Origin of the sequence: Streptococcus halitosis (assembly GCF_027691175.1) — a bacterium.
GTDB classification, from domain to species: Bacteria; Bacillota; Bacilli; order Lactobacillales; family Streptococcaceae; genus Streptococcus; species Streptococcus halitosis_A.
This window is the reverse complement of sequence record NZ_JAQFBD010000001.1, coordinates 1,210,610-1,234,751: the sequence shown is the minus strand read 5'-3', so window position 1 is coordinate 1,234,751 and position 24,142 is coordinate 1,210,610. Positions and strand designations below refer to the sequence as shown.

The window sequence follows — 24,142 nt, the reverse complement described above, 5'->3', positions numbered from 1 at the left end:
TAGGGGAAAGGGAGATTGAACTCCCTGATGCATCCGTCTTAGTATGGGATTAATGTCCTATAAAAAGGAAATGTTATAAAGGTGATATTGATGGAAAGATATGAATTTACAGCGACAACAGCAAAATCAGATATAATAATTGGTATCCTTTTTCCCATGTTCCTCATGCTTCCTGTATTGGGAATACAGTTGGCTATATTCTATTTAAAACTGAATGATTTTTTTAAATCACAACCTCTTTTTCTTTATACGATAGTATTAGTATTTTTTGGTATTAGTTTTCTTTTAATTAAAAAAATACAAGGTAGTCTAGTGAAGAATTTTGTCGTAGAATTATCTGGAAGAAATATTAGGATTCGGTGTGATGGAAAGGAGATTGTATCAGGAGAAGTTATTTTCTGTAGGATAAAAAATAAGGAGCCTAAACTGGGGGCGAGAGCCTTAAATGTAGACATAGACACCAAGGGGAATAACATTAAATTTCGAGTTCGGTCTAAGGAATATGAAAATTTATCATCTTCTACTTGGAATCCTCTCGGGACAAGCAAACCCTCTGATGTAGAAACGTTATTATCTTTGGGCAAAAAAATAAAAAATGCTATGGAAGAAGAAGTTTTGATAGAAGATGAAGCTTCAAAAAAACCTCGATCGTTTTGATTGAGGTTTTTAGCATATTTCTTAGACAATACCTTGTGCAATCATAGCGTTTGCTACATTTTCAAAGGCAGCAATGTTAGCTCCTGCAAGGTAATCAGTACCAAGACCGTATGTTTCAGCGGTTGTTTTAGCTGTGCTGAAGATATTGGTCATGATGTCTTTGAGACGTCCATCAACTTCTTCACGGGTCCATGAGAGGCGAAGGCTGTTTTGGCTCATTTCAAGTGCTGATACAGCTACACCACCAGCGTTGGCAGCTTTGGCTGGTCCGTAAAGGATTCCGTTTTCTTTGTAGACTTTAATCGCATCAAGGTCACTCGGCATGTTAGCACCTTCAGATACACAGATAACTCCTTGAGCAACCAGACGTTTAGCTGCGTCACCGTTGATTTCGTTTTGGGTCGCACATGGAAGAGCGATGTCGTAGTTTCCAGCATAAGTCCATACAGAACCTTCATGGTAAGTAGCAGTGGCTTTTTCAGCAGCGTACTCAGTCAAACGTGCACGACGGTTATTCTTCACATCTGCTAGAAGATCGAAGTCAATACCATTTTCGTCGATGACATAACCGTTTGAGTCAGATACAGAGATAACAGTAGCGCCAAGTTCAGTCGCTTTTTGAAGAGCGTATTGGGCTACGTTACCAGAACCTGAAATCACAACCTTCTTACCAGCAAAGCTGTTACCGTTGGCTTTGAGCATTTCTTCAGTATAGTAAACCAAACCGTAACCAGTTGCTTCTGGACGAATCAAGCTACCACCGAATCCAAGAGGTTTACCAGTCAAGACACCAGCATCAAATTGGTTAAGGCGTTTGTATTGTCCGTAAAGGTAACCAATTTCACGTCCACCAACACCGATATCGCCAGCAGGGACGTCAAGTGATGGTCCGATGTATTTTTGCAATTCAGTCATGAAGCTTTGGCAGAAGCGCATCACTTCAGCATCAGTCTTTCCTTTAGGATCGAAGTCTGATCCCCCTTTACCTCCACCGATTGGAAGTCCAGTTAAGACGTTTTTAAAGATTTGTTCAAATCCGAGGAATTTCAAGATCCCTTGGTTTACAGTTGGGTGGAAACGAAGTCCGCCTTTATATGGTCCAACAGCTGAGTTGAATTGAACACGGTAACCACGGTTGACTTGTACTTTACCTTCACGGTCAATCCAAGGAACACGGAAAGAAATCACGCGCTCAGGCTCAGTGATACGTGCCAAGATGTTTTCTTCGATATACTCAGGATGTTTTTCAAATACAGGTTCCAAAGTGCTGAAGAATTCTTCAACCGCCTGGAGAAATTCAGCCTCATGCCCGTTACGAGCTTTTACAGTTTCAAACACGCTTTGGATATATTCTTTAGCAGATGTCATATCGTTCTCCTTTTGTTGTCATATTTTATTACATGAGCCATTATAGCAGAAATTTTTTTCACTGTAAAGAAAAAAACGAAAATTTTCTAAAAATTCTTTCAATTTACATTCAGTCAATACTAAGAGCATTATCAAAAAACGAACGTTTTCTCTAGAAATAACTTTCTCAAAGAGAAAATCTTAAAGTATGGTATAATATTAGAAATAAAAGGAATCTGGAGGATCAGAATCATGGTATCAACGAAAACACAAATAGCTGGCTTTGCGTTTGACAATTGCTTGATGAATGCAGCGGGTGTGGCTTGTATGACGATAGAGGAACTAGAAGGGGTCAAAAACTCAGCAGCAGGAACATTTGTCACAAAGACTGCGACCTTGGACTTTCGTCAGGGCAATCCTGAGCCACGTTACCAGGATGTTCCACTTGGTTCTATCAACTCTATGGGTTTGCCAAATAATGGATTAGACTATTATCTGGACTATCTTTTGGATTTGCAGGAAAAAGAGCCAAACCGTACTTTCTTCCTATCTTTAGTTGGCATGTCTCCAGAAGAAACACATACCATCTTGAAAAAAGTTCAAGAGAGCGAGTTTAATGGACTGACAGAGCTTAATCTCTCTTGTCCAAATGTTCCAGGAAAACCTCAGATTGCTTATGATTTTGAGACAACAGACCGTATCTTGGCAGAAGTCTTTGCCTACTTTACCAAACCTCTTGGGATTAAATTGCCACCATATTTTGATATTGTTCACTTTGACCAAGCGGCTGCTATTTTCAACAAATATCCGCTCAAGTTTGTTAACTGTGTTAACTCTATCGGAAACGGCCTTTATATAGAAGACGAGTCGGTCGTGATTCGTCCTAAAAATGGTTTCGGTGGTATTGGTGGGGAGTATATCAAACCAACTGCTCTAGCGAATGTCCATGCTTTCTATCAACGCTTAAATCCGCAAATCCAAATCATCGGAACGGGTGGTGTTCTAACGGGTCGTGATGCCTTTGAACACATCCTCTGCGGTGCGAGTATGGTGCAAGTAGGGACTACCCTTCACAAAGAAGGCGTAGGTGCTTTTGAACGCATTACCAATGAACTGAAAGCTATTATGGCGGAAAAAGGGTACGAGAGCCTAGAAGATTTCCGTGGGAAATTGCGCTATATTGATTAAGTTTAATAAAAAATCAGAAGAAAGGAGAGAAGATGCTAGCCATTGAAGACAGTCAGAAGTTGACTTTATCAAATCTATCTAGCTTGAACCTATTTACAGGGACAGATCAGGGTCAGTTTGAAGTTATGAAGAGTCAAGTGTTGAAGCAGATTGGTTATGATCCAGCTGATCTCAATTTTGCTTACTTTGATATGAAAGAAGTGGCTTATAAAGACTTAGAGTTGGAGTTGGTCAGTCTCCCTTTCTTTGCGGATGAGAAAATCGTGATATTAGACCATTTTGTCGATATCACAACAGCCAAGAAACGCTTTTTAGCAGATGATGAGCTCAAGTCGTTTGAAGAATACCTTGATAACCCTTCACCAACAACAAAGTTGTTGATTTTTGCAGAAGGAAAGTTAGATAGTAAAAGACGGCTGGTCAAATTGCTCAAACGAGATGCGATTGTATTTGATGCTATTGAACCCAAGGAACAAGAACTCCGCCAGTATTTCCAAAAATGGAGCCAGAAACAAGGTCTGCAGTTTGTGGGGCAATCCTTTGAAAATCTACTCATCAAGTCTGGTTTTCAATTTAGCGAAATCCAGAAAAATCTCCTTTTTTTACAGTCTTATAAATCAGACGGCATGATTGAGGAGAAGGATATTGTCGAGGCTATTCCAAAGACTTTGCAGGACAATATTTTTGATTTGACTCAGTTTATTTTAGCTAAGAAGATTGACCAGGCGCGTGACTTGGTTAGAGATTTGACCTTACAAGGGGAGGACGAAATCAAGCTCATAACGGTCATGTTAGGACAGTTTCGAACCTTTACCCAGGTGAAAATTTTGTCGGAGTCTGGGCAAACAGAAGCACAGATTGCAAGTAGTCTGGGAACTTACTTGGGGCGCAATCCTAATCCTTATCAAATCAAGTTTGCACTGAGAGATTCGAGAGGGATTTCTTTGAGTTTTCTCAAGCGAGCGATTTCTTATTTGATTGAAACAGACTACCAGATTAAGACAGGTGTCTATGAAAAAAGCTACCTTTTTGAGAGAGCGCTGTTACAGATATCTAGCCAAGCGTAATGAGCATAAAACTTGAAAAAAGAGGATGATTGCGTTATCATCTTCATATAGAAAGAAAAAGAGGTATTACAGATGGCTATTATCTTACCAGATCTTCCATACGCTTATGACGCTTTGGAACCATACATCGATGCAGAAACAATGCACTTGCATCATGACAAACACCACCAAACTTATGTCAACAATGCAAATGCAGCTCTTGAAAAACACCCTGAAATCGGTGAAGACCTTGAAGCTTTGCTTGCTGATGTAGACTCTATCCCAGCTGATATCCGCCAAGCGCTTATCAATAACGGTGGGGGACACTTGAACCACGCTCTTTTCTGGGAATGGATGACTCCTGAAAAAACTGCTCCATCAGCAGAACTTGCAGCAGCAATCGACGCAACATTTGGTTCATTTGAAGAGTTCCAAGCAACCTTTACAGCAGCGGCTACAACTCGCTTCGGTTCTGGATGGGCATGGTTGGTTGTCAATAAAGAAGGGAAGCTTGAAGTAACTTCAACAGCAAACCAAGACACACCAATCTCAGAAGGTAAAAAACCAATCTTGGGCTTGGACGTTTGGGAACATGCTTACTACGTGAAATACCGCAATGTGCGTCCTGACTACATCAAAGCTTTCTTCTCAGTCATCAACTGGAACAAAGTAAATGAGCTTTATGCAGCAGCTAAATAAAAAATAGGAAGGGAAGAGCCAATCTTCTCTTTTTGGTTTATATGGCAGAAGTCTGACAAAATCGTCAGACTTTTTTCATTTTTATGAGAAATGTGCTAATTGCTAGAAATTATGGTAAAATAGAGTGTTAAGTAATCGTGGAAAAGGAAGACTATGCGTAAAGAAATTGCACCTGAATTATACAACTATAACAAGTTTCCTGGCCCAGAATTTCAGGTAAATGGGGATAAGGTTGAGACTGAAGGGATTGCTTTTACCTTGGTTGAAAATATCAAGGATGCCTTCGATGTGACAGTCTTTAATCAACGCTTCTCAGAAGTGTTGACCAAATTTGATTATGTCGTGGGGGACTGGAGTAATGAACAGCTCCGCCTACGTGGTTTTTACAAAGACGATCGAACAGAGGAAAAAATTGAAAAGATCAGTCGCTTACAGGACTATCTTTTAGAGTACTGTAGTTATGGTTGTGCCTATTTTGTCCTAGAAAATCAAGCACCGAAACGGGCGTCATTTGACAAGAAATCGCGTAAAAAGGAAGAGGAAAACCTTCCTAGAAGAGGCAAGAAACCTTCGCAAAACAAGAGAAAACCAAATACGGATAAGCGAAATAGACGTCGTCATAAGGACCAAAAGTCTCAGAAAGAAGACAAGGGACAGCGCCATTTTGTTATTCGTCAGAAATAGATAGAGAATAAGGAGAAGAGATGAAACCGTCTATTTATAGTTTAACACGTCAAACCATGCAAGAATGGGTATTAGAACAGGGAGAAAAGAAATTCCGTGCAGATCAAATCTGGGAATGGCTCTACCGTAAACGTGTCCAGTCATTTGAAGAAATGACCAACCTTTCCAAGGATTTGATTGCTAAGCTCAATGACCAGTTTGTGGTCAATCCTTTGAAACAACGAATTTTACAAGAGTCTGCTGACGGTACTGTTAAGTATCTTTTCGAGTTGCCAGATGGCATGTTGATTGAGACTGTGTTGATGCGTCAACACTACGGTTTATCAGTCTGTGTGACCACTCAGGTCGGCTGTAATATTGGTTGTACCTTCTGTGCATCAGGCTTGATCAAGAAGCAACGCGACCTCAATAACGGGGAAATCGTGGCGCAGATCATGCTAGTTCAGAAATACTTTGATGAGCGTGGTCAGGACGAGCGTGTCAGCCATATCGTTGTCATGGGAATCGGTGAACCATTTGATAATTACAACAATGTGTTGAATTTCGTCCGTACCATCAATGATGACAAGGGAATGGCTATCGGTGCTCGTCACATCACAGTTTCAACCTCAGGTTTGGCCCATAAAATTCGTGACTTTGCTAATGAAGGCGTACAGGTCAATCTGGCTGTTTCCCTTCACGCACCAAACAATGAATTGCGTTCAAGCATCATGAAGATTAACCGTGCCTTTCCGATTGAAAAGCTCTTCGCAGCTATTGAGTACTATATCGAAACAACCAATCGTCGTGTAACCTTTGAATATATCATGCTCAATGAAGTCAACGATGGTGTAGAACAAGCCTTGGAGTTGGCTGAATTGCTCAAAAACATCAAGAAATTGTCATATGTAAACTTGATTCCTTATAACCCAGTTAGTGAACATGACCAATATAGCCGTAGTCCTAAAGAGCGCGTGATGGCCTTCTACGATACCCTCAAGAAAAAAGGGGTCAACTGTGTTGTCCGTCAAGAGCATGGTACTGATATTGATGCAGCTTGTGGACAATTGCGCTCCAATACAATGAAACGTGACCGCCAGAAGGCAGTCGCAGCGGTAAATCCATAAAATGACTAAAAAAAGAGAATTAATCTTGAAATTGGGAGTGGCTGTTTACAGTCTTTGCATTATTTGTTTTTGCTTTACTCCCCAACCTCAACTTCCTACAGGAGTGGAAACTCCAGGTATTCAAACTTTTGGACGCCTGGTTTTTCTTTTAACTCCCTTAAACTCCCTTTGGAATCTGGGTGAAGTGACCAGTTTGGGACAAGTCCTTTGGATCTTTTTGCAGAACATTTTAAATGTCTTCTTGCTCTTCCCTCTGGTCTTCCAACTGCTCTACCTTTATCCAAACTTACGAAAAACGAAAAAAATCCTATTTCTCAGTTTTCTTCTGAGCTTAGGAATTGAATGTACGCAGCTGGTCTTAGACTTTTTCTTTGATTTTAATAGGGTCTTTGAGATTGATGATCTGTGGACCAATACCTTGGGTGGCTATCTGGCTTGGGTCCTCTATAAAGGACTACATAAAAACAAGATAAGGAATTAGAATGAGTATTTTAGAAGTTAAAAATTTAAGTCACGGTTTTGGTGACCGTGCAATTTTTGAAGATGTGTCCTTCCGTCTCCTCAAGGGAGAACATATCGGTCTAGTCGGTGCCAATGGTGAAGGAAAATCAACCTTTATGAGCATCGTGACTGGTAAGATGTTGCCAGACGAAGGAAAGGTGGAGTGGTCTAAGTATGTGACTGCTGGCTACTTGGACCAGCATGCTGTGCTAAAGGAAGGTCAAACTGTGCGCGATGTTCTTCGTACGGCCTTTGATGAGCTATTTAAAGCAGAAGCTCGCATCAATGACCTCTATATGGAGATGGCAGAAGAGGGAGCAGATATCGACGCGCTGATGGAAGAAGTTGGTGAACTCCAAGACCGTTTGGAGAGTCGAGACTTCTATACTTTGGATGCCAAGATTGATGAAGTAGCGCGTGCCCTCGGTGTCATGGACTATGGTATGGATACAGACGTAACAGCCTTGTCAGGTGGGCAAAGAACCAAGGTGCTTTTGGCTAAACTCCTCCTCGAAAAGCCAGATATCTTGTTGCTGGACGAGCCAACCAACTACTTGGATGCTGAACACATTGACTGGCTCAAACGTTATCTCCAAAACTATGAGAATGCCTTTGTCCTTATTTCGCACGATATTCCTTTCCTCAACGACGTAATCAATATCGTCTACCATGTGGAAAATCAACAGTTGACGCGTTACTCTGGTGACTACTACCAGTTCCAGGAAGTCTATGCCATGAAGAAATCTCAGTTGGAAGCGGCCTATGAACGTCAGCAGAAAGAGATTGCAGACCTCAAGGATTTCGTGGCTCGAAACAAAGCGCGTGTTGCAACGCGTAATATGGCCATGTCCCGTCAAAAGAAACTGGACAAGATGGACATCATCGAACTTCAAAGTGAGAAGCCAAAACCATCCTTTGATTTTAAACCAGCTCGCACCCCTGGGCGCTTTATCTTCCAAGCCAAGGACTTGCAGATTGGTTATGACCATCCCCTTACCAAGCCTTTAAACCTCACCTTTGAACGCAATCAAAAGGTTGCTATTATTGGGGCAAATGGTATCGGGAAAACAACTCTCTTGAAGTCTCTCTTGGGTATTATCCCACCAATCGCTGGGGAAGTTGAACGCGGTGATTACTTAGAACTTGGCTACTTTGAGCAAGAAGTAGAAGGTGGCAATCGTCAAACACCACTAGAGGCTGTCTGGAATGCCTTTCCAGCCCTTAACCAAGCAGAAGTCCGTGCAGCCCTTGCTCGTTGTGGTTTGACAACTAAGCATATCGAAAGTCAGATTCAAGTCTTGTCAGGTGGGGAACAAGCCAAGGTTCGTTTCTGTCTCTTGATGAATCGTGAAAACAACGTTTTAGTGCTGGATGAGCCGACCAACCATTTGGATGTAGATGCCAAGGATGAACTCAAACGTGCTCTCAAAGAATACAAGGGATCTATCCTTATGGTCTGCCACGAACCAGACTTTTATGAAGGTTGGATGGACCAAATCTGGGACTTTAACAAGCTAACTTAAAAATGAGGAAAAAAGAAATACAGTATCGAATGCGGATACTGTATTTTTTAGGTTATTTAGGATTTAAAATCGTAGTCTTTCACCACTTCGATACTATCAATGGTGATAGCAGAAGTCGGTTTGTCTTTCTCATCTTTTTCAGCTTTGGCAATCTTGTCAACAACGTCCATGCCATCGATCACTTGACCAAAGACAGGGTGTTTGCCGTCTAGACTCGGATTTCCACCTTCTTTATAGGCTTCGATGATTTTCTTTGGATACTTGCTTGTAGGGAGTTTAGCTGAAATATCTGTTGAGTTTTGGTTGATGAAGAACTGGCTACCGTTGGTGTTTGGTTGACCAGTGTTAGCCATAGCAAGAGCTCCTCGGATATTGTATAGGTAAGGAGAGATTTCATTTTTGAAACCAGTTCCCTTGTCCTTCGTTTTATCCTTATCATGCCAGATGGATTGACCACCTGTACCATCCCCTTTAGGATCTCCAGTTTGGACCATAAAGCCATCGATGACACGGTGGAAGGTAATGCCGTTATAGTAACCTTCTTTGGCGTGAGTAAGGAAGTTTTCAACGGCTAGAGGAGCTAGTTTTGGAAAGAGTTTGATGCGGATATCGCCTTGATTTGTGTGTAAAATAACCTCAGCTTCATCTTCAGCAACTTCCTTAGAAAGTTGAGGGAAGTTGGCATTTTCATTGGTTAAAGCGTCATTCAAATCTTTGGCAGCCTGAGCAGCTGCTTTAGAACTTTCTTCAGCTGAGATACTAGAGTCAACATAGTCATCGCCACGGAGACCACGTTGGATACTAGTACATCCAGCAAGGGCTACCGTTGATAGTAAAAGAAGGGTTGCTAGTTTTTTCATTGTTAACCTCTCAAAAATTCATTTCTACCATTGTACCTTAAAAGGGAGTGGATTTCAAATGTTTAAAAAATTAAAACTCTGTCAAGTTTTTTTCTTGACACCTTTCGAAAATCTGCTATAATAGAATATGTGCTAAATAGCTCAGCTATTTCACCGAAATAAAAAATAAGAAAAGAGACATTAAAAAATGGCAGTTAAAATCCGTTTGACTCGTATGGGTTCTAAGAAAAAACCTTTCTACCGTATCAACGTAGCAGACTCACGTTCACCACGTGACGGACGTTTCATCGAAACAGTTGGAACTTACAACCCACTTGTTGCTGAAAACCAAGTAACTTTGAAAGAGGACCGCGTTCTTGCATGGTTGGCTGATGGAGCTCAACCTTCAGATACAGTTCGCAACATCCTTTCAAAAGAAGGCGTATTGAAAAAATTCCACGATTCTAAATTCTCAAAATAAGTTTAAAGTAGGTTGACAGATGGATACGATTGAAAATCTCATTATTGCGATTGTGAAACCTTTGATTTCACAACCTGATGCCTTAACTATCAAGATTGAAGACACACCAGAGTTTTTGGAGTATCACTTGGATCTTGACCAAAGCGATGTCGGTCGTGTTATCGGTCGTAAGGGTCGCACTATCTCAGCGATAAGAACGATTGTCTACTCTGTCCCAACTGAAGACAAAAAAGTAAGAATCGTTATCGATGAAAAATAAAAAAAGCGGGACGGATGTCTCGCTTTTTTGTGAGGAGGAGAAGATGAAGGATCTAACGTTTAGACAATTACAAGCTTACTTACTCGAACATTACCAGCAATCTCGAACTGAGGAAGGCCTCTTTATCAAGCTAGTGGAGGAAGTCGGAGAGGTAGCAGAGGTCTTGAATGGGCGCTCTGGTCGAAAAGAGGGTGTCCAGGACTCAAATGAGGAACTAGCCAAAGAACTGGCTGATATTATTCACTACACTGTCGCAATTGCGACCACCAACGATATTGATCTAACCAAAGCCATCTTTGACAAAGATAAGAAGGCTGCCATTAAGTACCAACATGAACGTGATTTAGAAAAGTTTTTAGACGCTCAAAGCTAATTGCAGTCACTGTTCTTCAACTTGTGAAAATCCCTGGAACGTGATAAAATAAAGGATAGAAATAGATACAGGAGACAAGATGAACTACTTTAATGTTGGAAAAATCGTTAATACGCAGGGTCTACAAGGTGAGATGCGAGTCTTGTCTGTGACTGATTTTGCTGAGGAACGGTTTAAAAAAGGGGCAGAGCTGGCTTTATTTGATGAAAAAGATCAGTTTGTCCAAACAGTGACCATTGCAAGTCATCGTAAGCAGAAGAACTTTGACATTATCAAGTTCAAAGATATGTACCATATCAATGCGATTGAAAAGTACAAGGGATACAGTCTCAAGGTCTCTGAGGAAGACCTAAATGACTTAGATGATGGTGAATTCTACTATCACGAGATTATCGGTTTGGATGTTTACGAGGGAGATAACTTGGTTGGAACCATCAAGGAAATCCTACAACCTGGAGCCAATGATGTCTGGGTGGTCAAACGAAAAGGTAAGCGTGATTTGCTTTTACCTTACATTCCGCCAGTAGTTCTCAATGTTGATATTCCAAACAAGCGGGTCGAAGTGGAAATCTTAGAAGGACTAGATGATGAAGATTGATATTTTAACCCTCTTTCCTGAGATGTTTTCTCCGTTGGAGCACTCGATTGTTGGAAAGGCTCGAGAAAAAGGGCTCTTGGATATCCAGTACCATAATTTCAGAGAATACGCTGAAAAAGCCCGTCATGTTGACGACGAGCCCTACGGAGGCGGTCAGGGGATGTTACTCCGGGCCCAACCCATTTTCGATGCCTTTGATGCTATTGAAAAGAAAAATCCCCGTGTCATTCTTCTTGATCCTGCTGGGAAACAGTTCGATCAGGCTTACGCTGAGGATTTGGCTAAGGAAGAGGAACTGATCTTTATCTGTGGTCACTATGAAGGGTATGACGAGCGCATCAAGACCTTGGTAACCGATGAAATTTCCCTAGGAGACTATGTCTTGACTGGAGGAGAATTGGCGGCCATGACCATGATTGATGCGACCGTTCGCCTGATTCCGGAAGTGATTGGTAAGGAGTCTAGTCACCAGGATGATAGTTTTTCTTCAGGACTTCTCGAATATCCTCAGTACACTCGCCCTTATGACTATAGAGGCATGGTCGTGCCAGATGTGCTCATGAGTGGGCACCATGAAAAGATTCGCCAGTGGCGACTGTATGAGAGTCTAAAGAAAACCTACGAGCGCAGACCTGACCTGCTAGAAAACTATCAACTGACAGCTGAAGAAGAAAAGATGCTGGCTGAAATCAAAGAAAACAAAGAATAAAGGAGAACCTTATGCAAGTAATCAAACGTAATGGAGAAATTGCTGAATTTGATCCAGATAAAATTTACCAAGCTGTCCTAAAAGCAGCTCAAACAGTTTATGTTTTGACTGATGACTTACGTCAAAACTTAGCTCAAGTTACTAAAAAAGTCGTTTTGGACTTGGAAGAAGCAAAAGTAGAACGTGCCACTATCAGCATGATCCAATCAATGGTTGAGCACCGCTTACTTGGAGCTGGCTACATTACCATTGCAGAACACTATATCTCTTATCGTTTGCAACGCGATTTGGAGAGAAGTGGTTATGGCGACCATATCGCAGTGCACCTTCATTTTGAACAAATCCGTTAAGAAAAAGAGTGGGATGCAGAGAACATCTCACTCTTTCTTAAATAGACTTTTCTGAGCTTTTTGTACGGTTGAGGGAACGAAACGAAGCCGTTTAATATCACTGATACGAATGATTCGAGTCACGTTTTTTGAAAAATTCTTGACGATAATTTGTTGGCGATTGACGTCGTGTTTGACAATATCACCCGTAAAACTTGTTTCTGCAAGTATCACATGAACAGCCGTCTTTTTCTGGATGGCTTGTTCAATCATAGCAGTGAGGGAGTTGTCCTCGATTTGAGGATGATCATCATTCCCATTGAGAAAACTATGTAGTTTATCTAGAACTAGTTGGAATGCCTGTCTCATAGAATCCTCCCTTCTTATATATCCACATTATATAAAATTTTCTTAAAAACTACAAGATTTTTCGAATAATCTAATGAAAACTAAAAAGGAGAACAAAATGGCAGAATTTACATTTGAAATCGAAGAACACTTACTGACCTTGTCTGAAAATGAAAAAGGATGGACCAAGGAAATCAACCGCGTCAGCTTTAATGGAGCCCCTGCAAAGTTTGACATTCGTGCTTGGAGCCCAGACCATACTAAAATGGGCAAGGGAATTACTCTTACAAATGAAGAATTTCAGGTAATGGTGGATGCCTTTAAAGGTGGACAATAAAAAGAATCTTGAGTGGAACTCAAGATTCTTTTTTTATGACACAATATAGTCACAGAGAGAAGTCTTAGCCAATTGAATGAAAGTCTCTCTATACTCTTCAGGTGGTATTGGATTATCTTTACGAATCCACACTTCAATGAATGAAATCGCCATGGTCGTAATGATATAAGCGATGTCTTCTTTACTAAAATTATATTTCAGTTGGTAATTGACATTCTTTAGTACCCACTCAGAGTATGTTCCACGCAGAAACTCCTTCCAACATGGGTCGACTTGTGTGGTATACAAGGTACCGACGACTTCTCGCTTTTCATAGATGAGAGGAAGAATGTGGTCCGCTAAGAAAGTGATGGGATCGCCATCTCTTTCAGGACAGTAGTTGTTAAAATTATTAAAGATCTGTTGATCAGTCTCCTTGTGGATATAATCGATAATATCTTCAAAGTTATTAAAGTGCTTTTGATAAATCGCTTGGCGGGAAATACCAGCTTCTGCAGCAATCTCAGTCATGGTAAAAGAAGTTCGCTGAGGGTTTGTCCTTGCAAGAGTGATAAAAGCATCTAAGATTAACTCTCTAGTTTTATTTGCCATAGCTTTACCTTCCTATCTATAAATATTAAAAATACTAGATTTAGTATTACCCCAAGTTTTCCTTTTAGCATAAATAAACTGAATAGATGATTATTCGAAAGCCTTTATAAGACTATTATATCATAGATTCATTATAAATAACAGATTATTACGGGGAGCTAGTACTATTTGCAAACTCCTATTATATCAGTATTTTCAGACAATTCTTAGGATAGTCACTTTTTATATGGTGTTATAAGATAATATATCAAAAAAGTTGACATCGTGTAAATAAATAACTTGATAGATAAAAAGATTTTAATAAAAATATTCAACGATATGTAGTACAATAGTCATGGACGATATTTTGCTATATTTCCATCTGACCAAGAGTAATGATACTCCTGCTAAAGATTGAATTGAATAAATATTTTAAATACTATAATAGTGTAATTGTTTTTCAAAGCAAGTGTTACAAGTATGTTATCGTGTAACAAATCATGCGATTGAAAGGGGTGTTGCCTACTGGGAGAAGAAGATGCACTATTCATCAATTTCAATCATTTAGAAAGGAAAGTCATGAAATTTAAGAAATTGTGGCTCTATATTTTAACGCCACTACTCGTTTTATTGGGTTCTGCTGCTTTGACAAATACAGTTCAAGCACAAGAACTTAAAAATGTCATTACCAAAGTAGGAATTTGGGAGACTGATAATGGTAAGTTTGTGACACCAGATGCTAAAGGAGTTTACAACCTATCACCACAAAATCAATCTTACGAAAACTATAAGTTTGCTGCTGATTTTGATTTGAGCGCTTATGATGGAAAACTGCAGGATGGTGATACCTTTACATTCACTATTCCAGCTCCATTATCTGTTCGTGCTGAAACCTTTGAACTCAAAGATAAAGAGACTGATACTGCTGTAGGTGATGCAACAGTTGTTTCTAATGGTGACAACCAAGGTGGTAAAGTTACCATTACTTTGAAAAACCTTGCTGAGTACCTTAAGAAAAAAGGTGGTACAGATGTTCGTGGTGTTTCAGGTACCTTCTACGTAGCTTTCAGCTCTAAGAAAGAAACAGAAGAAGAATCAATTCAACTTGATAAGACAGAAACAAAAGATGATGTCAATTTTAAGATGAAGTTCAAAAAAGGTGGAGAACAGGACTATTCTAAGGGTATTGGTAAAACAAACATTAGCAAAGTTAATGGTACTATCAATAAAGAAAAATGGGAATCAGCTCTCCTTGGAAAATCAGGAGATTATGTTCACAAGTGGAATCTTCGTGTAAACCCTAAACAAGCTGAGTACAACAAGATTGTAGTTCGCGACTGGGTTGACAAAGACTACTCTCCAATGCAAATCATTCCTGAATCAATCGTGGTTACTGCTGGTTACTACAACAAGGTATACGCTTTAGTTGACGATGTAACTCTTGAAGCAGGTAAAGACTACGAAATCAAGTGGAATGATTCTTACACTGAGTTCACTATTACCTTTAATAATGCTAAAGCTATCCGTGCTACAAACGGTAAAGCAGCAGCATTCCGTATCGTCTATAACACAACAGCGCCAGCTGACGGAACAAAAGTTCAAAACAATGCTGAAATCACAGCTGATGATAAAGTTCTTCCAGTGAGCGATGATCGTACTGAAACTATTACAAAAGTTATTGGTAACTCAACAGTTACATCAGGTGGTACTATCCAACTGAAAACTGGTTACCGTATTACGCTGTATAAAGTAGATGAAAAATCACTTGACCGTCTTGCAGGAGCTAAATTTAAAATCACTCCTCCAGAAGGTGCAACTACAGCTAAAGAAGAAATAGTAACAACAGACGCTAGTGGTGTTGCCCAGTCTAAAATCTACACTGATGAAGACGTTAAAAAGGGTGAATTCACCATCACTGAAGTTGAAGCTCCTAAAGGTTACCAATTGGATTCTACTCCAATCAAAGTAACTGTTGGTCAAGAAGGTGTTATCAAAACAGTCACAAACAAACGCAACAACACAAAAGCTCAGATCCAAGCAATTAAAAAATTGACTGGTCGTGCGATGAAAGCTGGCGAGTTTGAATTTGACTTGTTTGATGACAAGACAGATAAAGTTGTTGAAACTGTAACAAATGATGCAGATGGGAATATCAATTTTTCTGAATTGACATTTGATAAAGCTGGTACATACAACTATCACATCGTTGAGAAAAAAGCCAATAAAACAGAAAAAGGTGTTACTTATGATGCTAATCCTGTTGGCGTTACAGTCACTGTAACAGCAGACTCTGAAGGGAAATTGACTGCAGCTGTGTCTTACGAAGGTGATGATAAGACTTTTGAAAACACTTACGCTGCTGAAAAAACTTCAGCTTCTCTTGAAGTGACTAAGAAGTTGACTGGCCGTGAGTTGAAAGCTGATGAATTTGAGTTTGTCTTGAAGAATGATGCAGATGGTTCAGAACTTCAAAAAGTGAAGAACACTGCTGATGGTAAAGTAACATTCGCTCCAATCGAATATACTAAAGCTGGTACATACAACTATACCATTGTTGAAACAAACGCTGGTAAGACTGTTGATGGTGTGACTTACGATAATCTTGAAGTTAAAGTCACAGTAGAAGTTACAGATGATGGCGAAGGAAAACTTCATGCGAATGTGACTTACCCAGCGGACAAAGAATTCAATAACAGCTATGGAACTTCAAAAGCAAAAGCAGCTCTCGAAGTGACTAAGAAGTTGACAGGACGTGAGTTGAAAGCTGATGAATTTGAGTTCACTTTGACAGACCAAGACGGTAATGTGAAAGAAACCGTGAAGAATGACAAAGACGGAAACGTTAAGTTCTCAGAATTGGAATTCGACAAAGCGGGCACTTATGCTTATAAGATTGCTGAAAAAGCGGGTACTGCTACAGGTATCCAGTACGATACGAAAACCATCACAGCTACAGTAACTGTAGCGGACAATGGTAAAGGTGTCCTTGAAGCAACCGTTGCTTATGACGGTGAAAAAGTATTCGAGAACACTTACACTCCAGCAGGAGCTACAAGTGTAACTCTTGGAGCTAAGAAAGTTCTTGAAGGTAAAGATCTTGAAGCAGGTAAATACAGCTTTGTTCTGAAAGAAGGCGACAAAGAGCTTGAAACAGTTACAAACGCTGCTGACGGAACTGTGACTTTCTCACCAATCTCATATGATGAGAGCCAAGTGGGAACTCACAAGTACACTATCTCAGAAGTTGCTGGATCTGAAGCAGGAATCACTTACGATAAGACAGTTCAAGAAGTTGAAGTAACGGTTGAAAAAGTAAGTGCGACTGAATTGAAAGCAACGGTTTCAAAAGAAGCAAAAGATCTTGTATTTACAAACAAATACACACCAGCGAAAACTTCGGTTTCTGTGACGAAAAAATGGGATGATAAGGACAACCAAGATGGTAAACGCCCATCTTCTGTCACAGTTAAATTGCTTGCAGACGGTCAAGATACAGGTAAAACACTTGAACTCAATGCCGCAAACGGTTGGACTGGAAGCTTCACAGACCTTGATGCTGATAAAGGCGGCACACCTATCCAGTACACAGTAGTAGAAGTAACTGTTCCTGGTTACACTTCTAAGGTTACTGGTGACGCTGCATCAGGATTCACTATCACAAATAGTTACTCTCCAGAAACAGTTGACATTAAAGCAACTAAGAACTGGGATGACGCGAATAACCAAGACGGCAAACGTCCAACTAAGATTACAATCAATCTTTTAGCAGACGGTCAGAAAGTCGCATCAAAAGAAGTTCAAGCAGCCACAGACGGAACATGGACTGCTACATTCGAAAAATTAGCAAAATATAAAGCTGGTAAAGAAATCAAATACACTGTAACAGAAGAAGCCGTAGCAGAATACGAATCAACTATTACAGACTTTACCATCACAAACAAATATGCACCAAAAGAAATCGACTACAAGGTAACAAAAGTATGGAACGACGCGAACAACCAAGACGGTAAACGTCCTGAGTCCGTAACGGTTCAACTTTTCAAATCTGTAGATGGATCTAAACCAGTAGCCGTTGAAGGTAAGAAATTGACCTTGACAGTTAAGGATAAGACAGACGCTAACACTTGGGTAGCATCCTTCACCAATCTTCCACAATACGAAGCTGGTAAAGAAATCACTTACTCTATCGATGAAATAGATGTACCAGCTGGCTATGAAGCCTCTGTGACTGGTCAAGTAGTGACTAACACTCACAATCCAGATACAGTTATCCTTTCAGGAACTAAGGTTTGGGATGATAACAACAACCAAGACGGCAAACGTACAGATAAAGTGAAAGTTCAAATCTTTAAGGGTGAAGGCGAAAAAGCAGAACTCGTTCAAGAAATTGAAGTTTCAGAAAAAAGTGGTTGGAAGTTTGAATCAAAAGCACTTCCTAAGTATGAAAATGGTCAAGAAATCAAGTACACTGTCAAAGAAGTGGCTGTGAAAGAATATACCTCAACAGTTACTACAGACAAAGATGGTAAGTACACCATTACCAATGAATATACACCAGAAAAAACATCTATAAAAGGTAAGAAGATCTGGAAAGATGAAGAGAACAAAGACGGTATCCGTCCAGCATCTATCACAGTGAAACTTCTTGCCGATGGTCAAGACACTGGTAAGACTGCGGTAGCCTCAGAAGCAACTGGTTGGACTTATGAGTTTACAGGTCTTGAGCGTTATAAAGATACTAAAGGTACAGAAATCAAGTACTCTGTAGAAGAAGTGCCGGTTGAAGGTTATTCATCTAAAGTAGAAGGCTTCAATATCACAAATACACACACTCCAGAAAAACCAACACCAGGTAAACCAAATGAACCAGGAAAACCAGGTTCAAAACCTCAACTTCCTAACACTGGTGAAAAAGCATCTAATGTAGCAGTAGTTGCAGGACTTGCTTTGATGGCAGTGACTGGTGGATTGTACTTTGTAAGCCGTAAAAATAAATAATCTCTAAAAGAGAGTTAATTTTCAGTTAGTTCTTAGGAAGTAATTGGAAAGGAAATAGTCCAGAACAATTGTTCTGGACTATTCTTTTATCTTGAAAAATATGGAAGGCTTTTCAATCTTTCGAGAAGGGGACGGCTAATGAAACTAATGGCAATAATCTTACCAAGGTCAGGGAGGATAAAGGGAAGGACGCCAACAGCGAGTGCCTTGTCAAGGGACATACCAGCAAGGAAGTGGAGGCTGAGAATACCTCCGACAAAGACGAGTGAATCACCCAAGAGATTGGCTAGGAAAATGCGAATATAGCCACTATTTTGATGGATGAGATAAGATGTAAGTCCTGCATAGACAAGGTCGAACCAAAGATAGCCTGAACTTGGACCGACTAAAACGTGGAATCCTGCACCTCCCCCTGCAAAGACAGGTAGACCAATGGCGCCCAGTAGGAGATAGAGAGCTACAGATAGAACGGCTTCTCTGGGTCTAAAAACAGTTGCAATCAGACCGATTGCAAAGTTTTGCAAAGTGAAAGGTACAGGACCGATAGGGAGACTGATTTGTGCCAATACAGCGATGAGAGCAGCACCGATAGCAGGGATGGCATAGATATGAGCTTTTTTCAAAACTGTTAACCTCTTTTCAAAATTATAGTAACTATTATACTAATTTAGAAAGAAAAGTCAACCTATTTTTAAAAATAAGGTAACAATTTTGTAACGGCCGATTTTGCAAGTAAAAAGAGACCTTAAGAGGTCTCTTTCGGCAATTAGCGCATGGTCACAAATTCTTCTGAGGCAGTTGGGTGGATAGCTACTGTAGCATCAAAGTCTGCCTTGGTTGCCCCCATCTTGATAGCGACAGCGAATCCTTGAATCATCTCATCCACTCCGTAACCAAGTCCGTGAAGTCCAACAACTTTTTCGTCAGCACCGGCTGTGATGAGTTTGAAGCGAGATTCTTGACGATGGTTTGTAACGGCTGAGTACATAGATGCAAAGCTTGACTTGTAGACTTTGATGTTATCTTGGCCGTATTCTTTGATAGCTTGATCTTCAGTCAATCCCACGGTTCCGATTGCTGGGTGGGAGAAGACAACAGTAGGGATAGTTGTGTAGTCCATCTTGGCATTTGTTTTTCCATTAAAGAGGCGTTCAGATAGGGTACGTCCTGCCTTGATGGCTACTGGGGTCAGTTCCTTCTCACCGGTAACGTCTCCAAGAGCATAGATGCCATCTACAACTGTATTTTGATACTCATCCACTTGGATAAATCCACGTTGGTTGAGTGTAACGCCGGCCTTTTCTAACTCCAGACCGTCTACATTTGGACGGCGGCCGGTAGCCCAGATAACTTGGTTTGCAGTGTGACTAGAACCGTCTTCGAAATGAATGGTAATACCTTGCTCCGTCTCTTCAAGCTTGACGGGTACCTTGTGTGTGTGCAAAGGTAGACCTGTTTTTTCCATTTCATTGACAAGTCCTTCAACGATGTAGCTGTCAAAACCACGCAAGGGACGATCACGACGGACAAACAAATCGGTTTTTACTCCTAACGCGTGGAGAACACCTGCTAATTCAACGGCGATATAACCAGCTCCAAGAATCGCAACGGATTCAGGAAGTTGCTCCCAAGCAAAGACATCGTCTGAGCTACCACCGAGTTCAGCTCCAGGAATAGTTGGGATGCTTGGACGAGCGCCAGTCGCAATCACGATATGTTTGGCACGAATCAATTCACCATTAACGCTGACGGTGTGGGAATCAACGAAATGAGCACGACCTTCAATCAGATCAACACCGTTGCGCTTGAAACTTCCATCATAAGACGAGCGGGCACGATCGATGTAGGCTTCACGATTTTGACGAAGTTTTGCGAAATCAAATTGCACATCTGAACTTGTAAAACCATAATCAGGTCCGTAGTGGTGGAAGCTTTCAGCGATTTGCGCCCCATACCACATAATTTTCTTAGGAACACAGCCGACATTGACGCAGGTTCCACCTAATTTTTTCTCCTCGATAACAGCCGCTTTAGCACCGTGTTCGCCAGCTCGGTTCATGGTGGCAATGCCACCGCTCCCTCCACCGATGGCAATGATATCATATTCTCTCATAGAAAACTCCTTATAGCTTTGATAGTCATATTCTATCGTTTTTACTATTTGAATGCAAAAATCTGCTACGGTAAAAAAATTATAAAAACGCTTGCCAAATTCCAAAAGATATTGTATTATATATCTAGCACAATAATCCAAAAACGAATACCGAACGCAATAATGATCCTGAATTGTCATTGTTTCCATCTGAACTGTCATTGTTTGGGTTTGGTGTTTCTGATATAATGGTTTTTGTAAGGCAAAAGAATAAAGGAGCTTAAAAATGAAAAGAAATAAGAAGGCAAAAAAATGGCAATTATACACAGCGATTGGTGTTGCCAGTGCTATTGTTATCGGTGCTGCGGGGATTTTAATTTTTAGACAACCTTCCCAGTCAGCAGTCAAGGATGAAACCTCTCATATCGTTACTGCTAAGGAAGGTTCCGTTGCTTCATCGGTTCTCTTGTCTGGTACGGTTACAGCAAAAAATGAACAATACGTTTATTTTGATGCTAGTAAGGGAGATTTAGATGAAATTCTTGTTTCGGTTGGGGACAAGGTCGAAGAAGGGCAAGCTTTGGTCAAATACAGCAGTGCGGATGCTCAAGCTGCCTACGATGCAGCTGATCGTGCAGTTGCAAAGGCAGACCGTCATATTGAGGAGTTAAACAAAGCTCGTGAAAATGCATCAGCTGCACCAGCTTCTCCACAGGTTCCAACAGAAGCTGGACTCCCAGAACAGGCGCAAGTAGCGACTTCTTCAGTATCTTCTATTGATTCTCAAATCAGTGATGCCAAGGATAATCGTGCAGATGCTGTGGCTCAGCTCAACAAGGCTCAAGCTCAGCTAGATGCTGCAACTGTCCTCAGTACACTAGAAGGGACTGTAGTTGAAGTTAATCGTAATGTTTCCAAATCGCCAACAGGTAATAGCCAAGTGGTAGTACATGTCGTAAGTAATGAAAACTTGCAGGTCAAAGGGGAGTTGTCTGAATACAACCTTGCCAATCTTTCTGTTGGGCAAGAAGTTACCTTTACTTCGAAGGTTTATCAAGATAAGAGCTGGACAGGTAAAATCAGCTATATTTCTGATTATCCTAAAAACAACGGAGAAGCAGCAAATGCAGCCCTTGGAGGGAATACTGGATCTAAGTACCCTTATACTGTTGATGTGACCAGCGATATCGGTGAGTTGAAACAAGGTTTCTCTGTCAGTGTTGAAGTTAAGAACAAGAGTAAAGCCATCCTTGTTCCTTTAACAAGTATCGTTACCGAAAATGACAAAAACTATGTCTGGATCGTTGACGACCAGAAAAAAGCGAAGAAGGTAGAAGTTACTTTGGGAAATGCGGACGCAGACAACCAAGAAATTACCTCAGGTTTGACAGACGGTGCCAAGGTCATCAGTAATCCAACATCTTCCTTGGAAGAAGGAAAAGAGGTGAAGGCTGATGAAGAAACTAATTAGTCTAAAAAATATCTGCAGGAGTTATCGAAATGGTGACCAAGAACTGCAGGTCCTAAAAAATATTAACTTAGAAGTTCAAGAAGGTGAGTTTGTCGCTATTATGGGACCATCTGGTTCTGGTAAGTCTACGTTGATGAATACCATCGGAATGTTGGATACACCAACTAGTGGGGAGTACTACCTTGAAGGACAAGAAGTTGCAGGCCTTGGAGAGAAACAGCTTGCCAAGGTTCGCAACCAACAAATCGGCTTTGTCTTTCAGCAGTTCTTTCTCTTGTCCAAGCTCAATGCGCTTCAAAACGTTGAATTGCCCTTGATTTACGCTGGAGTTTCAGCTTCAAAACGTCGGAAATTGGCTGAGGAATTTCTAGAAAAGGTTGAGCTAACGGAGCGCAGTCATCATTTGCCTTCCGAATTATCAGGTGGTCAAAAGCAACGTGTAGCGATTGCGCGTGCCTTGGTAAATAATCCCTCTATTATCCTAGCAGACGAACCCACAGGAGCCTTGGATACCAAGACAGGAAATCAAATCATGCAACTGTTGGTGGAGTTAAACAAGGAAGGGAAGACCATTATCATGGTCACGCATGAGCCTGAGATTGCCGCCTATGCCAAACGCCAGATTGTCATTCGTGATGGGGTCATCTCATCAGACAGTGCTCAGGTAGAAAAGGAGGAAAACTAGATGCAGAATCTGAAATTTGCCTTTTCATCCATCATGGCCCACAAGATGCGTTCCTTCCTCACTATGATCGGGATTATCATCGGAGTTTCGTCTGTCGTCGTCATCATGGCTCTGGGAGACTCCATGTCTCGTCAGGTCAATAAAAACATGACCAAATCACAAAAGGATATCCATGTCTTTTTCTCTCCTATCAAAAGCAAGGACGGCTCCTTTACGCAGAAACAATCCGCTTTGACAGTCAGTGGGAGAGAAGAGGATGTTCATGTTGAACCACCAAAACCACTAGAGTCTTGGGTCAAGGAGGCTGCTAAACTTAAAGGAGTAGACAGTTACTATGTCACCAACTCGACCAACGTTACCCTATCTTATAAGGATAAGAAGGTTGAACGAGCGACTCTGACAGGCGGAAATAGCACCTACATGAACGCAGTTGAAAATGAAATCGTTGCGGGTAGAAGTCTAAGACCGCAAGACTACAAGGAATTTGCCAGTGTGATTTTGTTGGATGAAGAATTAGCCAAGAGTTTGTTTGATAGTCCAGAAGCTGCGGTTAATCAAGTCATCTCTGTCAATGAATTTAGTTACCGTGTGATTGGCGTTTATACTAGCAATGAAGCTAAAACTGCTAAAGCCTTTGGGATTGGTGGACTTCCAATTACGACCAATATCTCTCTCGCAGCCAATTTTAATACTGATGAAATCTCGAACATCGTCTTTCGTGTCAATGATACTAGTCTAACGCAGACCTTGGGTCCAGAGTTGGCTCGAAAACTGACAGAGATTGCAGGTCTTCAACAAGGGGAGTACCAAGTTGCGGACGCCACTGCCGCCTTCCAAGAAGTGCAACAAATCTTTGGCTTTATGACCACTGTTATCAGTGCTATCGCAGGAATCTCTCTCTTTGTCGGGGGAACTGGTGTTATGAATATCATGCTAGTCTCGGTGACAGAACGCACGCGTGAGATTGGTCTGCGGAAGGCTCTCGGAGCTACACGAGCTAATATCTTAGTTCAGTTTTTGATTGAGTCCATGATCTTGACCTTGCTAGGTGGTATCATTGGCCTAGTTAGTGCAGCAGGCTTGACAATGTTAGCGGGTATCCTATTGCAAAATATGATTGCAGGTATCGAAGTTGGGGTGTCCCTCCCAATCGCTCTCTTTAGCTTGGCTGTGTCAGCCAGCGTTGGTATGATCTTCGGAGTCCTGCCAGCCAATAAAGCCTCTAAGCTTGATCCAATCGAAGCCCTTCGTTATGAATAAGATATAGAGCAGAAAAAACAAGATGGACATTTGTCTGTCTTG

The 24,142-nt window shown here is 41.0% G+C and carries 25 protein-coding genes; 19 read left to right on the top strand and 6 right to left on the bottom strand.

From position 1 onward, the window contains the following. Positions 1 to 90 precede the first annotated feature (90 nt). The gene (locus PG086_RS06020) at positions 91 to 657 is read left to right on the top strand and encodes a hypothetical protein (protein ID WP_270748127.1); all 567 of its coding nucleotides are present in this window, start codon (positions 91 to 93) and stop codon (positions 655 to 657) included. A gap of 21 nt (positions 658 to 678) precedes the next feature. Here PG086_RS06020 and gdhA read toward each other — a convergent pair whose 3' ends face one another. Continuing rightward, positions 679 to 2,025, bottom strand: coding sequence for an NADP-specific glutamate dehydrogenase (gene gdhA, locus PG086_RS06015; RefSeq protein WP_270748125.1), 1,347 nt, complete (start codon positions 2,023 to 2,025; stop codon positions 679 to 681). 231 nt (positions 2,026 to 2,256) lie between these two features. Here gdhA and PG086_RS06010 point away from each other — a divergent pair, with 231 nt between their 5' ends. The 7 genes from PG086_RS06010 (at position 2,257) to PG086_RS05980 (ending at position 8,751) form a co-directional block, all read left to right on the top strand. Beyond that, entirely contained in the window at positions 2,257 to 3,192 is a 936-nt protein-coding gene (locus PG086_RS06010) for a dihydroorotate oxidase (RefSeq protein ID WP_084911416.1), read from the top strand. Between the two features lie 32 nt (positions 3,193 to 3,224). Further along, positions 3,225 to 4,259 carry a DNA polymerase III subunit delta gene (holA, locus tag PG086_RS06005; RefSeq protein ID WP_270748119.1) on the top strand — a complete coding sequence of 345 codons (1,035 nt, stop codon included), beginning with the start codon at positions 3,225 to 3,227 and terminating at the stop codon, positions 4,257 to 4,259. A 72-nt stretch (positions 4,260 to 4,331) separates the two neighbouring features. Continuing rightward, complete coding sequence (gene sodA, locus PG086_RS06000) at positions 4,332 to 4,937, top strand: superoxide dismutase SodA (RefSeq protein WP_270748117.1); 606 nt, start codon at positions 4,332 to 4,334, stop codon at positions 4,935 to 4,937. A gap of 153 nt (positions 4,938 to 5,090) precedes the next feature. Continuing rightward, entirely contained in the window at positions 5,091 to 5,621 is a 531-nt protein-coding gene (locus PG086_RS05995; protein ID WP_270748114.1) for a YutD family protein, read from the top strand. Positions 5,622 to 5,641: 20 nt separating this feature from the next. After that, positions 5,642 to 6,727 carry a 23S rRNA (adenine(2503)-C(2))-methyltransferase RlmN gene (rlmN, locus tag PG086_RS05990; RefSeq protein WP_084853435.1) on the top strand — a complete coding sequence of 362 codons (1,086 nt, stop codon included), beginning with the start codon at positions 5,642 to 5,644 and terminating at the stop codon, positions 6,725 to 6,727. A gap of 1 nt (position 6,728) precedes the next feature. After that, complete coding sequence (locus tag PG086_RS05985; protein ID WP_270748113.1) at positions 6,729 to 7,208, top strand: VanZ family protein; 480 nt, start codon at positions 6,729 to 6,731, stop codon at positions 7,206 to 7,208. Between the two features lies 1 nt (position 7,209). Next, positions 7,210 to 8,751: an ABC-F family ATP-binding cassette domain-containing protein gene (locus tag PG086_RS05980; protein ID WP_270748112.1), complete on the top strand. Its 1,542-nt coding sequence runs from the start codon at positions 7,210 to 7,212 to the stop codon at positions 8,749 to 8,751. A 56-nt stretch (positions 8,752 to 8,807) separates the two neighbouring features. On the opposite strand, the gene PG086_RS05975 is transcribed toward PG086_RS05980, so the two are convergent. Next, positions 8,808 to 9,611, bottom strand: coding sequence for a peptidylprolyl isomerase (locus tag PG086_RS05975; RefSeq protein WP_270748111.1), 804 nt, complete (start codon positions 9,609 to 9,611; stop codon positions 8,808 to 8,810). 187 nt (positions 9,612 to 9,798) lie between these two features. On the opposite strand from PG086_RS05975, the gene rpsP reads away from it, so the two are divergent. From rpsP to PG086_RS05945, 6 genes are all read left to right on the top strand, one after another. Beyond that, the gene (rpsP, locus tag PG086_RS05970) at positions 9,799 to 10,071 is read left to right on the top strand and encodes a 30S ribosomal protein S16 (protein WP_000268760.1); all 273 of its coding nucleotides are present in this window, start codon (positions 9,799 to 9,801) and stop codon (positions 10,069 to 10,071) included. Positions 10,072 to 10,090: 19 nt separating this feature from the next. Further along, complete coding sequence (gene kphA / locus PG086_RS05965; protein WP_000379617.1) at positions 10,091 to 10,330, top strand: RNA-binding protein KphA; 240 nt, start codon at positions 10,091 to 10,093, stop codon at positions 10,328 to 10,330. Between the two features lie 43 nt (positions 10,331 to 10,373). Then, positions 10,374 to 10,703: a MazG nucleotide pyrophosphohydrolase domain-containing protein gene (locus PG086_RS05960; protein ID WP_270748110.1), complete on the top strand. Its 330-nt coding sequence runs from the start codon at positions 10,374 to 10,376 to the stop codon at positions 10,701 to 10,703. Between the two features lie 79 nt (positions 10,704 to 10,782). Further along, entirely contained in the window at positions 10,783 to 11,301 is a 519-nt protein-coding gene (gene rimM, locus PG086_RS05955) for a ribosome maturation factor RimM (protein ID WP_061599233.1), read from the top strand. After that, positions 11,291 to 12,010, top strand: a complete 720-nt coding sequence (gene trmD, locus PG086_RS05950) for a tRNA (guanosine(37)-N1)-methyltransferase TrmD (RefSeq protein ID WP_033585994.1) — start codon at positions 11,291 to 11,293, stop codon at positions 12,008 to 12,010. The genes rimM and trmD overlap by 11 nt, the downstream gene beginning before the upstream one ends. Before the next feature lie 11 nt (positions 12,011 to 12,021). Further along, positions 12,022 to 12,360: an ATP cone domain-containing protein gene (locus PG086_RS05945; RefSeq protein WP_001196045.1), complete on the top strand. Its 339-nt coding sequence runs from the start codon at positions 12,022 to 12,024 to the stop codon at positions 12,358 to 12,360. Positions 12,361 to 12,387: 27 nt separating this feature from the next. On the opposite strand, the gene PG086_RS05940 is transcribed toward PG086_RS05945, so the two are convergent. Then, positions 12,388 to 12,708 (bottom strand): hypothetical protein, encoded by a 321-nt coding sequence (locus tag PG086_RS05940; protein WP_084939773.1) that lies wholly within the window; start codon positions 12,706 to 12,708, stop codon positions 12,388 to 12,390. A 97-nt stretch (positions 12,709 to 12,805) separates the two neighbouring features. On the opposite strand from PG086_RS05940, the gene PG086_RS05935 reads away from it, so the two are divergent. After that, positions 12,806 to 13,024, top strand: coding sequence for a YdbC family protein (locus PG086_RS05935; RefSeq protein WP_000807427.1), 219 nt, complete (start codon positions 12,806 to 12,808; stop codon positions 13,022 to 13,024). A gap of 33 nt (positions 13,025 to 13,057) precedes the next feature. On the opposite strand, the gene PG086_RS05930 is transcribed toward PG086_RS05935, so the two are convergent. After that, entirely contained in the window at positions 13,058 to 13,615 is a 558-nt protein-coding gene (locus PG086_RS05930; protein WP_084939772.1) for a TetR/AcrR family transcriptional regulator, read from the bottom strand. A gap of 558 nt (positions 13,616 to 14,173) precedes the next feature. Here PG086_RS05930 and PG086_RS05925 point away from each other — a divergent pair. Then, entirely contained in the window at positions 14,174 to 18,592 is a 4,419-nt protein-coding gene (locus PG086_RS05925; RefSeq protein WP_270748108.1) for a Cna B-type domain-containing protein, read from the top strand. 86 nt (positions 18,593 to 18,678) lie between these two features. Here PG086_RS05925 and PG086_RS05920 read toward each other — a convergent pair whose 3' ends face one another. Then, positions 18,679 to 19,215, bottom strand: a complete 537-nt coding sequence (locus tag PG086_RS05920; RefSeq protein WP_223326514.1) for a biotin transporter BioY — start codon at positions 19,213 to 19,215, stop codon at positions 18,679 to 18,681. Positions 19,216 to 19,358: 143 nt separating this feature from the next. Further along, complete coding sequence (gene gor / locus PG086_RS05915) at positions 19,359 to 20,705, bottom strand: glutathione-disulfide reductase (protein WP_270748107.1); 1,347 nt, start codon at positions 20,703 to 20,705, stop codon at positions 19,359 to 19,361. Positions 20,706 to 20,970: 265 nt separating this feature from the next. On the opposite strand from gor, the gene PG086_RS05910 reads away from it, so the two are divergent. Genes PG086_RS05910 through PG086_RS05900 form a run of 3 tightly spaced genes read left to right on the top strand, consistent with a single transcriptional unit; the run spans position 20,971 to position 24,100 of the window. Next, positions 20,971 to 22,155 (top strand): efflux RND transporter periplasmic adaptor subunit, encoded by a 1,185-nt coding sequence (locus PG086_RS05910; RefSeq protein ID WP_270748106.1) that lies wholly within the window; start codon positions 20,971 to 20,973, stop codon positions 22,153 to 22,155. Further along, positions 22,139 to 22,840, top strand: coding sequence for an ABC transporter ATP-binding protein (locus PG086_RS05905; RefSeq protein ID WP_000733797.1), 702 nt, complete (start codon positions 22,139 to 22,141; stop codon positions 22,838 to 22,840). The genes PG086_RS05910 and PG086_RS05905 overlap by 17 nt, the downstream gene beginning before the upstream one ends. After that, a complete protein-coding gene (locus tag PG086_RS05900; RefSeq protein ID WP_270748104.1) occupies positions 22,841 to 24,100 on the top strand; it encodes an ABC transporter permease in 1,260 nt (419 codons plus the stop codon). The last annotated feature ends 42 nt before the right edge of the window (positions 24,101 to 24,142 follow it).

Excerpts from the sequence above, each read along its gene's own strand:
- rimM (WP_061599233.1), top strand. The coding sequence starts at position 10,783 with ATGAACTACTTTAATGTTGGAAAAATCGTTAATACGCAGGGTCTACAA.
- PG086_RS05980 (WP_270748112.1), top strand. The coding sequence starts at position 7,210 with ATGAGTATTTTAGAAGTTAAAAATTTAAGTCACGGTTTTGGTGACCGT.
- PG086_RS05935 (WP_000807427.1), top strand. The coding sequence starts at position 12,806 with ATGGCAGAATTTACATTTGAAATCGAAGAACACTTACTGACCTTGTCT.
- rlmN (WP_084853435.1), top strand. The coding sequence starts at position 5,642 with ATGAAACCGTCTATTTATAGTTTAACACGTCAAACCATGCAAGAATGG.
- PG086_RS05985 (WP_270748113.1), top strand. The coding sequence starts at position 6,729 with ATGACTAAAAAAAGAGAATTAATCTTGAAATTGGGAGTGGCTGTTTAC.
- PG086_RS05925 (WP_270748108.1), top strand. The coding sequence starts at position 14,174 with ATGAAATTTAAGAAATTGTGGCTCTATATTTTAACGCCACTACTCGTT.
- kphA (WP_000379617.1), top strand. The coding sequence starts at position 10,091 with ATGGATACGATTGAAAATCTCATTATTGCGATTGTGAAACCTTTGATT.
- PG086_RS05905 (WP_000733797.1), top strand. The coding sequence starts at position 22,139 with ATGAAGAAACTAATTAGTCTAAAAAATATCTGCAGGAGTTATCGAAAT.
- PG086_RS05995 (WP_270748114.1), top strand. The coding sequence starts at position 5,091 with ATGCGTAAAGAAATTGCACCTGAATTATACAACTATAACAAGTTTCCT.
- PG086_RS05910 (WP_270748106.1), top strand. The coding sequence starts at position 20,971 with ATGAAAAGAAATAAGAAGGCAAAAAAATGGCAATTATACACAGCGATT.
- PG086_RS06020 (WP_270748127.1), top strand. The coding sequence starts at position 91 with ATGGAAAGATATGAATTTACAGCGACAACAGCAAAATCAGATATAATA.
- PG086_RS05940 (WP_084939773.1), bottom strand. The coding sequence starts at position 12,708 with ATGAGACAGGCATTCCAACTAGTTCTAGATAAACTACATAGTTTTCTC.
- PG086_RS05930 (WP_084939772.1), bottom strand. The coding sequence starts at position 13,615 with ATGGCAAATAAAACTAGAGAGTTAATCTTAGATGCTTTTATCACTCTT.
- sodA (WP_270748117.1), top strand. The coding sequence starts at position 4,332 with ATGGCTATTATCTTACCAGATCTTCCATACGCTTATGACGCTTTGGAA.
- PG086_RS05960 (WP_270748110.1), top strand. The coding sequence starts at position 10,374 with ATGAAGGATCTAACGTTTAGACAATTACAAGCTTACTTACTCGAACAT.
- gor (WP_270748107.1), bottom strand. The coding sequence starts at position 20,705 with ATGAGAGAATATGATATCATTGCCATCGGTGGAGGGAGCGGTGGCATT.
- PG086_RS06010 (WP_084911416.1), top strand. The coding sequence starts at position 2,257 with ATGGTATCAACGAAAACACAAATAGCTGGCTTTGCGTTTGACAATTGC.
- gdhA (WP_270748125.1), bottom strand. The coding sequence starts at position 2,025 with ATGACATCTGCTAAAGAATATATCCAAAGCGTGTTTGAAACTGTAAAA.
- PG086_RS05945 (WP_001196045.1), top strand. The coding sequence starts at position 12,022 with ATGCAAGTAATCAAACGTAATGGAGAAATTGCTGAATTTGATCCAGAT.
- PG086_RS05900 (WP_270748104.1), top strand. The coding sequence starts at position 22,841 with ATGCAGAATCTGAAATTTGCCTTTTCATCCATCATGGCCCACAAGATG.
- trmD (WP_033585994.1), top strand. The coding sequence starts at position 11,291 with ATGAAGATTGATATTTTAACCCTCTTTCCTGAGATGTTTTCTCCGTTG.
- holA (WP_270748119.1), top strand. The coding sequence starts at position 3,225 with ATGCTAGCCATTGAAGACAGTCAGAAGTTGACTTTATCAAATCTATCT.
- rpsP (WP_000268760.1), top strand. The coding sequence starts at position 9,799 with ATGGCAGTTAAAATCCGTTTGACTCGTATGGGTTCTAAGAAAAAACCT.
- PG086_RS05975 (WP_270748111.1), bottom strand. The coding sequence starts at position 9,611 with ATGAAAAAACTAGCAACCCTTCTTTTACTATCAACGGTAGCCCTTGCT.